Source organism: Brevibacterium sp. S111, assembly GCF_004745075.1.
Taxonomy (GTDB): domain Bacteria; phylum Actinomycetota; class Actinomycetes; order Actinomycetales; family Brevibacteriaceae; genus Brevibacterium.
The window spans coordinates 48,400-60,494 of the sequence record NZ_RHFH01000002.1 but is presented as its reverse complement, the minus strand read 5'-3'; the positions used below and the strand labels follow the sequence as shown (position 1 = coordinate 60,494).

At 67.9% G+C, this 12,095-nt stretch carries 13 protein-coding genes; 9 read left to right on the top strand and 4 right to left on the bottom strand.

Annotated elements, in window-relative coordinates; genetic code table 11:
- Positions 1–58: 58 nt before the first annotated feature.
- Positions 59–595, bottom strand: coding sequence for a hydroxyphenylacetyl-CoA thioesterase PaaI (gene paaI, locus EB836_RS02610; RefSeq protein ID WP_240689555.1), 537 nt, complete (start codon positions 593–595; stop codon positions 59–61).
- A gap of 647 nt (positions 596–1,242) precedes the next feature.
- Here paaI and paaA point away from each other — a divergent pair.
- The 9 genes from paaA to EB836_RS02565 all read left to right on the top strand — a co-directional run bounded on the left by paaA (position 1,243) and on the right by EB836_RS02565 (position 9,110).
- Positions 1,243–2,295 carry a 1,2-phenylacetyl-CoA epoxidase subunit PaaA gene (gene paaA / locus EB836_RS02605; RefSeq protein ID WP_167854327.1) on the top strand — a complete coding sequence of 351 codons (1,053 nt, stop codon included), beginning with the start codon at positions 1,243–1,245 and terminating at the stop codon, positions 2,293–2,295.
- A complete protein-coding gene (paaB, locus tag EB836_RS02600) occupies positions 2,292–2,615 on the top strand; it encodes a 1,2-phenylacetyl-CoA epoxidase subunit PaaB (protein ID WP_135537569.1) in 324 nt (107 codons plus the stop codon). The genes paaA and paaB overlap by 4 nt, the downstream gene beginning before the upstream one ends.
- A gap of 13 nt (positions 2,616–2,628) precedes the next feature.
- Positions 2,629–3,609, top strand: a complete 981-nt coding sequence (gene paaC / locus EB836_RS02595) for a 1,2-phenylacetyl-CoA epoxidase subunit PaaC (RefSeq protein WP_135537568.1) — start codon at positions 2,629–2,631, stop codon at positions 3,607–3,609.
- 5 nt (positions 3,610–3,614) lie between these two features.
- Positions 3,615–4,142 (top strand): 1,2-phenylacetyl-CoA epoxidase subunit PaaD, encoded by a 528-nt coding sequence (gene paaD, locus EB836_RS02590; RefSeq protein WP_135537850.1) that lies wholly within the window; start codon positions 3,615–3,617, stop codon positions 4,140–4,142.
- Complete coding sequence (paaE, locus tag EB836_RS02585; RefSeq protein WP_135537567.1) at positions 4,142–5,260, top strand: 1,2-phenylacetyl-CoA epoxidase subunit PaaE; 1,119 nt, start codon at positions 4,142–4,144, stop codon at positions 5,258–5,260. Before paaD ends, paaE begins: the two co-directional genes overlap by 1 nt.
- An 84-nt stretch (positions 5,261–5,344) precedes the next feature.
- Positions 5,345–6,511, top strand: coding sequence for a thiolase family protein (locus EB836_RS02580; protein WP_135537566.1), 1,167 nt, complete (start codon positions 5,345–5,347; stop codon positions 6,509–6,511).
- Positions 6,508–7,374 (top strand): enoyl-CoA hydratase/isomerase family protein, encoded by an 867-nt coding sequence (locus tag EB836_RS02575; RefSeq protein ID WP_135537565.1) that lies wholly within the window; start codon positions 6,508–6,510, stop codon positions 7,372–7,374. The genes EB836_RS02580 and EB836_RS02575 overlap by 4 nt, the downstream gene beginning before the upstream one ends.
- Complete coding sequence (locus EB836_RS02570; RefSeq protein WP_135537564.1) at positions 7,371–8,255, top strand: 3-hydroxyacyl-CoA dehydrogenase family protein; 885 nt, start codon at positions 7,371–7,373, stop codon at positions 8,253–8,255. Before EB836_RS02575 ends, EB836_RS02570 begins: the two co-directional genes overlap by 4 nt.
- A gap of 78 nt (positions 8,256–8,333) precedes the next feature.
- Positions 8,334–9,110 (top strand): enoyl-CoA hydratase/isomerase family protein, encoded by a 777-nt coding sequence (locus tag EB836_RS02565; RefSeq protein ID WP_135537563.1) that lies wholly within the window; start codon positions 8,334–8,336, stop codon positions 9,108–9,110.
- A gap of 4 nt (positions 9,111–9,114) precedes the next feature.
- Here EB836_RS02565 and EB836_RS02560 read toward each other — a convergent pair whose 3' ends face one another.
- The 3 genes from EB836_RS02560 to EB836_RS02550 all read right to left on the bottom strand — a co-directional run bounded on the left by EB836_RS02560 (position 9,115) and on the right by EB836_RS02550 (position 12,055).
- Entirely contained in the window at positions 9,115–9,711 is a 597-nt protein-coding gene (locus EB836_RS02560; RefSeq protein ID WP_135537562.1) for a dihydrofolate reductase family protein, read from the bottom strand.
- 119 nt (positions 9,712–9,830) lie between these two features.
- Positions 9,831–10,610: a TVP38/TMEM64 family protein gene (locus EB836_RS02555; protein WP_135537561.1), complete on the bottom strand. Its 780-nt coding sequence runs from the start codon at positions 10,608–10,610 to the stop codon at positions 9,831–9,833.
- A 110-nt stretch (positions 10,611–10,720) separates the two neighbouring features.
- Positions 10,721–12,055 (bottom strand): trypsin-like peptidase domain-containing protein, encoded by a 1,335-nt coding sequence (locus EB836_RS02550; RefSeq protein ID WP_135537560.1) that lies wholly within the window; start codon positions 12,053–12,055, stop codon positions 10,721–10,723.
- Positions 12,056–12,095 lie beyond the last annotated feature (40 nt).

Here is a 12,095-nt window from a genome sequence, read left to right as displayed (position 1 = left end):
TTGGGGGTGGGCAGGCGGCGGCATCGGCCGCGTCAGCGCTGCGCCCGCCTGCTGCCGGTCACGGTGTGCGGGGAGGCAGGGTGCGGGAGCGACCGCGGTAGGTGGCGACGATCTCGTCACCGCGGGTGACGGTGACGTCGTAGATGCCCGAGCGTCCCTGTTTGATGACCTCACGGCCGTGGGCGATGAGTTCGTCGCCGATGAAGGTGGGTTTGAGGAAGTCGATGTCTCCGCCCGAGGCGACCGTGATCGAGCCCGGGTAGTTGCAGGCCATGGCGAAGGTGGTGTCGGCGAAGAGGAAGACGTAGCCGCCGTGCGTGATGTCGTGGCCGTTGGTCATGATCTCGGTGATCGTCATCGAGCACTGCGCCCAGCCGGGTCCGTGGTCATCGACCTTGATGCCCAAGTGCTGTGAGGCGCGGTCATTGGCGAACATCGCGGCGGCGCCGGTGGGTATGGGAGCGTGTGGGGCTGCCCCGGTGCTGGATGCCTCGGTGGATCCTGTGGGATCGGGCTGTGGAGCCGCCTCGGTGGGGGTGGAGGTGTTCGGGGTCTGTGACTCCGCGGTCGTCGTATCGTGGGTGGGCTGTCCCAAGGTCGGCTCCTCCTCGAGTCGCGGGTTCTGGCGCCGGTGCACGAGGAGTGCCTGCGCCGCTGCGTGTGGACGACGGTGAGAGTTCCCCGTGATCCCGGACGGTCAGCCCGTCGGAGAATAAACGACCATCTGGTCAATAAATATCGTTCCGATAGTCGCCGCTGTCAAGTCACACGATGATCCGGCCTGCGAATCGCGCACGCATCGTCAAGCGGAAGCGGGAATAGGTCGCTATCGGATAGTTTCCGAGAAATATAGGTCGCTATCGGACATTTTCCGGCGCTGAAAGTATCCGATGCTGACCTAAATTCGGCAGGCGCCGCTTGGGCCGGAGGAAGTTTGTCTGGTCGATCCGACAGGTGTTGCGACGACTCCTTGAACCCAAGGCGCCGAAACCGCTGTGGATCGACCGGCACATGCGCCGGGTGGGCGCCTGTTTGCGAAAGATAGGCGCATAGAAGCCGTTCGCGTGGGCGGCATTGCACCCGGGCCGGGGGTGTGCGACACTGGTGGCAACAATACAGAACAAATGGTCAGTAAATGGATGCCCTGGATCAGAGGTCTGACGATGGTCGGACCGATGGGGAGGTCGGCAGCCGCTGACCGAGGCAGGTCCTGACAAGGGCACATCCAAGGGCGGAGTGGTCATGACGACTCAAGTGAACGACAATCGCTACGACGAAGCGAAACTCGAAGCGCAGTTCGACGCGACGATCGAGGCCAAGGACCGGATCGAACCGCGGGACTGGATGCCCGAGGCCTACCGCAAGACGCTCATCCGCCAGGTCGCGCAGCACGCGCACTCGGAGATCATCGGCATGCAGCCCGAGGGCAATTGGATCTCCCGTGCCCCTTCGCTGCGGCGCAAGGCGATCCTGCTGGCCAAGGTCCAGGACGAAGCCGGTCACGGCCTCTACCTCTATTCGGCCGCAGAGACCCTCGGCGCCACGCGCAACGAACTCACAGAGAAGCTCATCGCCGGCCGCCAGAAGTACTCCTCGATCTTCAACTACCCGACCCTGTCCTACACCGACGTGGGCACGATCGGCTGGCTCGTCGACGGTGCGGCGATCTGCAACCAGGTGCCGCTGTGCCGGACGTCCTTCGGCCCCTACGGGCGCGCCATGATCCGCATCTGCAAGGAGGAGTCCTTCCACCAGCGTCAGGGTTACGAACTGCTCATGACGATGATGCGCGGCACCGACGAGCAGCGGGCCATGGTCCAGGAGTCGGTCGACCGCTTCTGGTGGCCTTCGCTGATGATGTTCGGCCCTCCCGATGACAACTCCCCGAACACCGAGCAGTCGATGGCCTGGGGTATCAAGACCCACACGAACGACGAACTGCGCCAGAAGTTCGTCGACATGTCCGTTCCGCAGGCCGAGGCGCTGGGCGTGACGTTCCCCGACGAGAACCTCAAGTGGAACGAAGAGCGCGGACACTATGATTTCTCGACACCGAACTGGGACGAGTTCTGGGCCGTCGTCAAGGGCGACGGGCCCTGCAACGAACAGCGTGTGTCCCACCGCAAGCGCGCCTGGGACGACGGTGCCTGGGTGCGCGAAGCCGCGCTCGCCTTCGCCGAGAACCAGAACGCCGAGGCGGCCGCCCCCACCGCGGGCAACGCCGCCACTGCGGCCGCCCCCACCGTGCCGTCGGCCGACGGCTCCACCACCACCGCCGAGGAGGCAGCGAAATGACCGAGACCAACCCCGGCTCCGCCTCGGCGAGTGCGACCCGCGGCGAATGGCCGCTGTACGAGGTCTTCGTGCGCGGCAAGCGCGGACTCAACCACGTCCACGTCGGGTCGCTGCACGCGACCGATGACCAGATGGCCATCCACCATGCCCGCGACGTCTACACCCGACGCAACGAGGGCGTGAGCATCTGGGTCGTCCGCTCCGCCGATGTCACGGCCTCGAGCCCGGACGAGAAGGACCCGATGTTCGCCCCCAGCGGCGACAAGGTCTACCGGCATCCGACCTTCTACGACATCCCCGACGATGTCCCCCACATGTGAGAAGGGGAGACGAATGACTGCGAACAACGAACCCACCGTTCACGTCGAACACGATGAAGCGGGAACCAACGTCGACCACGGCACCCACGACAACGCCTACTCGGGCCTGCTCGTCAACGATGCGAACTGGGCCTTCGGCACCGACTTCGAGGACCCGCTGGCCGGCGTCGACACGACCGTGCCCGACGGGGTCGACGCGAAGGACCTCGGCGCCTACTGCCTCATGCTCGGCGATGACGCGCTCGTGTTCTCCCAGCGGATCTCCGAATGGTGCTCGAACGCCCCCGACCTCGAAGAGGACATCGCGCTGGCGAACATCGCCCTCGACCTCCTCGGGCAGGCCCGACTCCTGCTCGCCCGCGCCGCGGCCGCCGATCCGGAGCTCGTGCCCGAACTGCCCGGGGGCTCACCCGTGCCCGATGAGGATCGGCTCGCGTACTTCCGCAACGACCTCGCCTTCCGCAACGTCCGCCTGGCCGAGGTCCCCAACGGCGACTTTGCCGAGGCGGTCGCGAAGATCCTCATCTACTCCACCTGGCGCCTGTCGATCTTCGAACGCCTGACGACCAGCCGCGACACCGTGCTCGCCGCGATCGCGGCGAAGGGCGTCAAGGAGATGTCCTACCACCGCGACTTCGCCGGACGCTGGGTCCTCACCCTGGCCCGCGGCACCGAGGAATCGAAGTCCCGCTTGATCAGCGCCCTGAACGGGCTGTGGCCGCTGTGGACCGAACTCTTCGAATCCCACCCGGTCGAGGCCGCCGTGGCCGAAGCCGGAATCGGCGTCGACCCCGCCGAGGTGGCCGACGAGGCCGGAGTCATCATCGACCAGGTCTTCGCCGCCGCCGGCATCGATCGTCCCGACCGCGGATCGCTGGCCGGGGTCGGCGTGCACGGTCGCAAGGGCCGCGACGGACTCCACACCGAAGCCCTGTCGAAGCTGCTCGCGGAGATGCAGGTCGTCGCCCGGGAGCATCCGGAGGGACAGTGGTGACCGCCATGCTGCGGACCCACCCGACCGGCACCGACGCCGAGGCGATCGAGCGTGCCCGTGCCGCCGCCGAACGCGTGACGGACCCGGAGATGCCGATGCTCACGCTGCTCGACCTCGGCGTGCTCCGTGATGTGAGCATCGAGGACGGCCGCGTCATCACGACGATCACCCCCACCTATTCGGGGTGCCCGGCGATGGCGACGATGCGCGATGACTTACAGCGCGAACTCCTCGACGCCGGCTTCCCCGACGCCGAGGTGCGCGTGTCCCTGTCCCCGGCGTGGACGAGCGACTGGATCACCGAACGCGGCAAGAAGGCACTCAGGGATGCCGGCATCTCCCCGCCCGGAGCCGCACCGCACCGGCAGGGGCCGGTGGCACTGACCCTCATGCCCACCCGCCGCGCCGTGAGCTGCGTGCTGTGCGGGTCGGAGAACGTGAGACTGTCCTCCGAATTCGGCCCGACCGCGTGCAAGGCCATGTACCAGTGCCTCGACTGCCTGGAACCGTTCGACCATGTGAAGGAGATCTGATGACCCAGACGATCGATCAGACCGCCGAGGCGGCCCCCACCGCCCAGCGCGCCGACGGCTCCTCCCGGTCGAGCTTCTACCCGCTGACCGTGAAGTCCGTCGACCACCTCACCGAGGATTCCGCGGCCGTGACCTTCGATGTGCCCGAGGAGTACGCCGAGCTCTTCGACTTCGCCGCCGGACAGTCGCTGACCCTGCGCCGGCTCATCGACGGGCAGGAGCACCGCCGCACCTACTCGATCTGCGCCCCGGCCGGATCCGACCCGCGCATCGGTGTGCGTGAGGTCCCCGAAGGGCTCTTCTCCCTCTGGCTCGTGCGTGAGGTCCGTGCCGGCGACGTCATCGAGGTCCAGCCGCCCTCGGGCAGCTTCCGGGCCGACCCGGACCAGGGCGGACGGCATCTGTGCATCGCGGCCGGATCCGGGATCACCCCGATGCTCTCGATCGCGTCGACCGTGCTGTCGAACCCCGAAGCCTCGGTGACCCTGCTCTACGGCAACCGGAAGACGAACACCGTGATGTTCGCCGAGGAGCTCGCCGACCTCAAGGACGCCCGCAACCAGCAGCTCGACCTCGTCCACGTCCTCTCCCGCGAACCCCGCGAAGTCGAACTCTTCTCCGGCCGCCTCGACGAGGAGAAGCTGCGGCAGCTGCTGAGCGCCATCGTCCCGATCGGCAGCATGGACCATGTGTGGCTGTGCGGTCCCTTCGGGATGCTCGAAGACGCCCGCAGGGTGCTCGCCGAGTTCGACGTGCCGAAGGAGAGGATCCACTTCGAACTCTTCTACGTCGACGAACCGCCGCCGGAGGTCGTCCACGCCGACAAGGTCGTCGAAGGCGCCACCAGCGAGGTCACGGTCGTCATCGACGGACGCCGCACCACCTCGGCGATGTCGCAGGGCAAGACCATCCTCGATTCCGCACAGGAATCGCGCTCCGATCTGCCGTTCGCCTGCAAGGGCGGGGTGTGCGGAACCTGCCGCGCGAAGATCTGCGGCGGCGAGGTCGACATGGTCCGCAACTACGCCCTCGAGGACGCCGAGGTCGAGGCGAACTTCGTCCTCACCTGCCAGACCTTCCCCGTCAGCGATGAGGTCGTCGTCGACTTCGACTCCTGAACGACCCTGAACGGTCGCGTCCCGCGCCCACCCCGGACTCGACCGTCACCCACCTGATCGTCACCCCTGTCAACGAGGAGACCCATGCCTGAGGCATTCATTCTGGACGGACTGCGCACCCCCATCGGCCGCTACGGAGGTGTCCTGGCCGATCAGCGCCCCGACGACCTCGTCGCCACGACGATGAGGACCGTCATCGACCGGACGGGAATCGACCCGGCCGACATCGACGAGGTCATCCTCGGCTCGGCGAATCAGGCCGGTGAGGACAACCGGAACATCGCCCGCATGGCCGTGCTCCTGGCCGGCCTGCCCGAGTCCGTGCCCGGCTTCACCGTCAATCGCCTGTGCGCTTCGGGAATGACCGCGATCACCACCGCTCGTGCGATGATCGCCGCCGGAGACGCCGAGGTGGTCGTGGCCGGAGGCGTCGAATCGATGACCCGCGCCCCGTGGGTGAGCGAGAAGCCCAGCCGGGCCTGGTCGAAGCCCGGCCGGACCTGGGACACCTCGATCGGATGGCGGTTCACGAACCCCGCCTTCGACGAGGACACGACCCTGTCGATGCCGCAGACGGCCGAACGCGTCGCCGAGAAGTGGAAGCTGACCCGCGAGGCCCTCGACGAATTCGCCTTTGACTCGCACCAGAAGGCGCTGGCCGCTGCCGCCGCAGGCAGCTTCGATCCGGAGATCCTGCCCATCGGCGAGGTCACCGCCGATGAGGGACCGCGTGCGGATACGACCGTGGACAAGCTCGGCAGGCTGCGGCCCATCCACGGCCCAGGCGGGCTCATCACCGCCGGCAACTCCTCCTCGCTCAACGACGGTGCCGCCGTGGTCGTGCTCGTCAGCGAGGACTATGCGAACAGGCACGGCCTCAACCCCCGCGCCCGCGTCGTCGCCGGTGCGAACGCCGGAGTGTCCCCGGAGATCATGGGCGTCGGTCCCGTACCGGCAACCCGGAAGGTGCTCGAACGCACCGGATGGAAGGTCGGCGAACTCGAAGCCGTCGAACTCAATGAAGCCTTCGCCTCGCAGTCGCTGGCGTGCATGGGAGATCTCGGACTCGACCCGGCCACCGTCAACGGCTTCGGCGGAGCGATCGCACTCGGCCACCCGCTCGGCTGCTCGGGCACCCGCATCACCGTGACCCTGCTCAACCGGCTCGAACAGGCCGGGGCGAAGAAGGGGCTGGCGACGATGTGCGTGGGCGTCGGCCAGGGTTCGGCCCTGCTGCTGGAGCGCGCATGAGTACGGGCGGCGACGCAGCGAACGGAGCGGGCGCCGGCACGAACGGATCGGCCTCCCCGCTGCTCGTCGAACGCCATCCCGACCGCACGATCATCCGGCTCAACCGGCCTCAGGTGCGCAATGCCATCGATCAGGCGATGGTCGACGCCCTCCACTCCGTGTGCGCCGAGCTCGAAGCCGAACCGAAGGTCGCGATCCTCACCGGCACCTCCGGGGTCTTCGCCGCCGGCGCCGATATCGCCCAGCTGCGCAACCGCCGCCGCGACGATGCCCTGGCCGGCATCAACTCGAAGATCTTCACCCGCATCCAACAGCTGCCGATGCCCGTGATCGCACTCGTCGAGGGATTCGCCCTCGGCGGCGGTGCCGAACTCGCCTTCGCCGCAGACTTCCGCATCGGGACACCGTCGACGAAGATCGGCAACCCGGAGACCGGACTCGGCATCCTCGCCGCCGCCGGAGCCGCCTGGCGTCTGCGCGAACTCGTCGGCGAACCCCGGGCCAAGGAGATCCTGCTCGCCGGTCGCACCCTCCAGGCCGATGAGGCCAAGGCGATCGGACTTCTCAACGACGTCGTCGACCCCGAGGATCTCGAACTCGCCGGCCAGGCGCTGGCCGATCGGATCGCAAGCTTCGCGCCCTTGGCAGTCCGGTTGAGCAAATCCGCCTTCCACGCTCCTCGTGAAGCCCACCCGCTCATTGATAATCTGGCCCAGGCCGTGCTGTTCGAATCGCAAGAGAAGTTCGCCCGCATGGATGCGTTCCTGTCCAAGCGCGAGGCGAAGAGGGCGAAGAAGGCCGCCGAACGGGCCGCCCAGGCCGAGACCGGTGCGCAGACACAGCAGGAAGGCGAGAGCGAATGAGCGAGTCCACCCCCGACACCCCGGCCGCAGATGCTGCGGCCGCCGGCACCCCTGCCGCGCGCGTGCCCGAAGCCGTCGGAGTCTACGGCGGCGGCCGGATGGGAGCGGGCATCGCCCACGCCTTCGCCACCGCCGGCGCCCGGGTCATCGTCATCGAGAACACCGAAGACACCGTCGCAGCCGCACGGGAACGCATCGAGGCCTCGGTCGAGAAGTCGAAGTCCAAGGGCATCGACGTCCCCGGCACCGTCGAAGTCGTCCGCGACCCGACCATGCTCGACCAAGCGCTCCTCGTCGTCGAAGCCGTACCCGAGGTCCTCGAACTCAAACAGGAGATCCTCGCGGCCATCGCGAAGCACGCACCAGCGGCAAGCATCGGCACGAACACCTCGGCGCTGTCCATCGACGAACTCGCCGCCGCCCTGCCGCGCCCCCAGGCGCTCATCGGCCTCCACTTCTTCAACCCGGTTCCCGTCTCCGAACTCGTCGAGGTCGTCGTCGGCACCCACACCGACCCCGGCCTCGTCGAAGTCGCCAAGGGATGGATCGCGGGACTGTCGAAGACGGCGATCACGGTCAAGGACTCACCCGGATTCGCGTCCTCCCGCCTCGGCGTGGCACTCGCCCTCGAAGCGATGCGGATGGTCGAAGAAGGCGTCGCCGAGCCTGCGGACATCGACCGTGCCATGACGCTGGGCTACCGGCATCCGGCCGGGCCGCTGAAGACCACGGACATCGTCGGACTCGATGTGCGCCTGGGCATCGCCGAACACCTCGCCGCCGAGGTCGGTGAGCGTTTCGCCCCTCCGCAGATCCTGAAGGACAAGGTCGCGGCCGGCGAACTCGGCCGGAAATCCGGGCAGGGCTTCTACGCCTGGTGACACCCCGCGCTCACGGGCGCACTCCGGAGTCCCGCCACGGGCGCCGGCACCACTGTTAGGACACGCAAAGGAGCATCCATGACCGAGATCCAGCTGAAGAACCGCGGCCGCATCGCCGAGATCATCCTCGACGGGCCCGCCTCCCGCAACGCTCTCGATGCGGACAACCTCCGCGACCTTGCGGCAGCCGTGGCCAAGGTCGCCGAGGCGGTGCCCAGTGTGCGCGTGCTCCTCATCCGCGGGGAGGGCAAGGTCTTCTGCTCCGGTCGCGATATCAGCGGCGTCGACGCCGAGACCGATGACGCACACGCGTTCCTCGCCGAGTCCTTCGCCCCCGTCTTCCAGGCGATCAGGGCGCTGCCGATCCCCGTCATCGCCCAGGTCCAAGGGGCCGCTCTCGGGCTGGGCTTCGGTGTCGCGGCGGCCGCGGACATCATCTTCGCCGCCGATGACGCGAAGTTCGGGTCCCCGTTCGCCGCGATCGGTGCGATGCTCGATTCCGGTGCCCATCACGTGTTCCTCGATCGGGTCGGCTACCACCGGACCATGGACCTCATCGTCACCGGTGACTTCATGACCGGCGCCGAGGCGGCCGTCGCCGGGATCGTCTCCCGCGCGGTCCCAGCCGCGGACCTGAGCGAATTCGTCGAAGCGAAGCTCGAGAAGATCGTGTCCGGTCCGGCTGAGGCCTTCGCCATGGAGAAGGGGTTCGTGCAGAAGATCGCCGACGAACGTCCGAGCATGGCCGATCTGCTCGCCGAGGAGGCCGTCCTCCAGGAGTCGGCCCGGCAGACGCCGGACTACGTCGAGGGGTTCCGGGCCTTCCAGGAACGTCGGGCTCCGAACTTCGAATGAGGTCTCAGCTGTGCCGGCCGTCGTGGAGCGTTGGCCGGTAATTCACTTCGGCGATGCCGTCGTCCAGCGTCACCGTCTCGAGCAGCTCGAGGTCGAGATCGGGTGCGCCCGCGAACATCGGCACGGCCCCGGTGCGGCCGCTGATCACGGGGAACATCGTCACCTGGATGCGGTCGATGAGACCGGCGGCCAGGAGTGCGCGGTTGAGTGTGGGACTGCCATGGGAGCGTAGGGGGATCGTCGATTCCCGCTTCAACCGGGCGACCACCTCGGCGGGGGCGCCGGTCTCGACCGTCGCATCGGGCCAGTCGACGCCCGGGCTCAGGCTCGTGGAGATGACGGTCGTGGGCAGGTGCTTCATCCGGGTGTTGATCGGGTCCTCCGCCTCGGATGCGGGGGTGAGGTGGGCGAGGAACTTCTCGAACATGCAGAAGGTGCGTGCCCCGATGACCAGCCGCTGCTCCTGACCGTACTGGGCGGCACGGCGGGCGAGGAACTCCGGTCCCTGCTTGCCCCAGTAGCCGCCCCAATCGCCCTCCGGTGTGAAAGAGCCGAAGCCGTCGACGGTGGTGAAGAGATCCCAGGTGTAGGTGGCGGTCATCGCGTCGTCCTCTCTGCGCGGCGTCGCGTAGCCCACGTCGGGAGGGAGGATGGCTCACCGGATGTCCGGGGAGGGGCGATGCTGCACCGTCTCAGCGTGCGCCGATCACCGGGGCGAAGTCAATGATCGCTGCTCTGCTCAGGCGAATCGTCGTGGCGGGCGGACTTCCACCGACGCATCGTGATGATCGTCAGGATGATGACAAGCACCCAGGAGACGCCGACGGCGACGGCGTTGATGAGATTCGGCTCGCCGATGAAGGCGCCGACCGCCACGAGTGAGAGCTGGCCGGGCAGGGAGGAGACGACGGTGGCGGTGAGGAACGTGCGGTTGTCGATGCCCAGCGCCCCGCTGCCGTAGTTGACCGGCCAATAGGGGAAGCCGGGCATGAGCCGCAGTGCGCACACGGCGTAGAACCCACCGCCGGTGAGGCGGGACTCGACGGCCTCGGCGTGGGAGCCGAGCAGCCGCATGACCGTCTCCCGGCCCAGTGCCCTGGCGATCCAGTATCCGATCCAGCAGCCGGCGACGACCCCGATCATCGACAGCAGGGTACCGAAGGGCAGACCGAAGATCAGGCCGCCGGCGGTGGCCATGATCGTCACGGGGATCGGGGTGGCGGCGACGGCCATGTAGATGAGGATGAAGACACCGAAGCCCCAGAAGCCGGCGGCGAGGATGTCTTCCTGGAGTACGTCGATGGAGGGCAGGCGGACATTGAAGACCGCCCACACTCCGGCCAGCAGCGCGAGGCCGAGGGCGATGTTGCGCAGGATCGTCGGCCAGTCGAGGCGGGAGCGGGTGTTCCGCGTGCGCTGGGCAGCGGTATCGCGGGCACGAGCGGCTTGGCCGGGGCGGTGCGGTCGCTCCGGGGGTGGGCTGTCTTCGTGTCCGGGCATGGACCGATCTTACGTCCCGGCCGGGGTGGGACGGCAATCGTGGGCACACGGGCCGGGCCTCTGCCTGCGGTCGAACTGCAGGCAGAGGCCGAAGCGTGGCCGGCTTGGTGTCAGGACGCGGGACCTTCGGTCAGGGTCACCTCGGTGGTATGGCTCTGACCGGTGGTGTCCGTCCAGGTCAGGGACACTCTGTCGCCGGGTTTGTGCTCGGCGATCGCACTCGAGGCCGCGGTGCCGTCGCTGATCTGCGTCGAATCGATCGCGGTGATCGTGTCACCGGCGGTCAGTCCGGCCTTCGCGGCGGGGGTGTCCTCATAGACCCCGGCGACGACGGCGCCTGCGACCGCATCGGTTCCGGTCTGCCCGGACTGCGTGCCCTGCCCGGTCTGCCCGGACTGCATGCCCTGCCCGGGCTGGCCGGACTGTGCTGGCTGTCCGGATCGGTCCTGCTGGTCCGACCGTTCGGTTCGGCCGACGCCGATACCGAGGAAGGCCGGGTAGCCGAGCGTGTTCGTGCTCGTCTGCTGACCGGCGATGATCGACTCGGCGGTCGTCAGTGCGGAATCGATCGGGATGGCGTAGCCGGTGACCACCGGGGTGCCGGAGGAGGCTGCGGTGTTCATGCCCACGACCTCGCCTTCATCGTCGAGCAGGGCTCCGCCCGAATCGCCGGAGACGATATCGGCTTGGACTTGGATCATGCCGTCCAGCGTCTCCGAATCCTCGGTGCCCTGAGCGGTCGTGGTGACCGAAGCGCCGAGGTCGGTGACCGTTCCATCGGCTGCCTGGAGCTGCCCGCCGCCCTCGGAGTTGCCGACGGCGGTGATGTCGTCGCCGACTTGGACGGTCTCGTCGTCGACAGCGGCCGGTGTGAGGTCGGTGGCGTCCTTGAGTCTGAGCACGGCGACGTCATGAGCCGAGTCGGAACCGACGACGCTGGCTTCGTAGGTTTTGCCCGTCGTGGCCACGGTGACCGCGATCTTGGTCGAGTCCGCGATGACGTGATTGTTCGTGAGGATGAGACCGTCCTTGCTCAGCACGATGCCGGTGCCGGCCGCTTCGGCGTTCTCGTAGCCGAGCTGGGTGTCGATGAGGACGACACCGGAGGACTCTTCCGCGCTCGCCGGTGCGGCGTCCTGCTGCGTCGAACCGTCGCTGCCCTGGCCGGGGTCGGTGGGCTGACCGGTGAAGGGGATGACTGATTGGGTGGTCCCGGCCGCGACCGTGCGGGCGTGTCCCGTGGCGGAGGCCGACAGGCCCGCGGCAGACCCGATGCTCAGCGCCAGAGCCGCGGCCGCTCCTGTCACTGCCAGGGCGAATCGATGCCTGTGCGGGCGGGAGCGGGTGACGGCTGTCGCCGCCGTCTCGGTGCCGGATGTGTTCTCACCCGTGTGCCCAGCGCCGGTCCGTGCCTGTGCTGACCCCGTGCGCTTCGACTCGTTCATGGCTCTGCCTTTCTGTGCTGAGTGGGAGTGTCCGATGACT

Coding starts and splice junctions, on each gene's coding strand:
- paaA (WP_167854327.1), top strand. CDS start 1,243: ATGACGACTCAAGTGAACGACAATCGCTACGACGAAGCGAAACTCGAA.
- paaB (WP_135537569.1), top strand. CDS start 2,292: ATGACCGAGACCAACCCCGGCTCCGCCTCGGCGAGTGCGACCCGCGGC.
- paaC (WP_135537568.1), top strand. CDS start 2,629: ATGACTGCGAACAACGAACCCACCGTTCACGTCGAACACGATGAAGCG.
- paaD (WP_135537850.1), top strand. CDS start 3,615: ATGCTGCGGACCCACCCGACCGGCACCGACGCCGAGGCGATCGAGCGT.
- paaE (WP_135537567.1), top strand. CDS start 4,142: ATGACCCAGACGATCGATCAGACCGCCGAGGCGGCCCCCACCGCCCAG.
- EB836_RS02580 (WP_135537566.1), top strand. CDS start 5,345: ATGCCTGAGGCATTCATTCTGGACGGACTGCGCACCCCCATCGGCCGC.
- EB836_RS02575 (WP_135537565.1), top strand. CDS start 6,508: ATGAGTACGGGCGGCGACGCAGCGAACGGAGCGGGCGCCGGCACGAAC.
- EB836_RS02570 (WP_135537564.1), top strand. CDS start 7,371: ATGAGCGAGTCCACCCCCGACACCCCGGCCGCAGATGCTGCGGCCGCC.
- EB836_RS02565 (WP_135537563.1), top strand. CDS start 8,334: ATGACCGAGATCCAGCTGAAGAACCGCGGCCGCATCGCCGAGATCATC.
- EB836_RS02560 (WP_135537562.1), bottom strand. CDS start 9,711: ATGACCGCCACCTACACCTGGGATCTCTTCACCACCGTCGACGGCTTC.
- EB836_RS02555 (WP_135537561.1), bottom strand. CDS start 10,610: ATGCCCGGACACGAAGACAGCCCACCCCCGGAGCGACCGCACCGCCCC.
- EB836_RS02550 (WP_135537560.1), bottom strand. CDS start 12,055: ATGAACGAGTCGAAGCGCACGGGGTCAGCACAGGCACGGACCGGCGCT.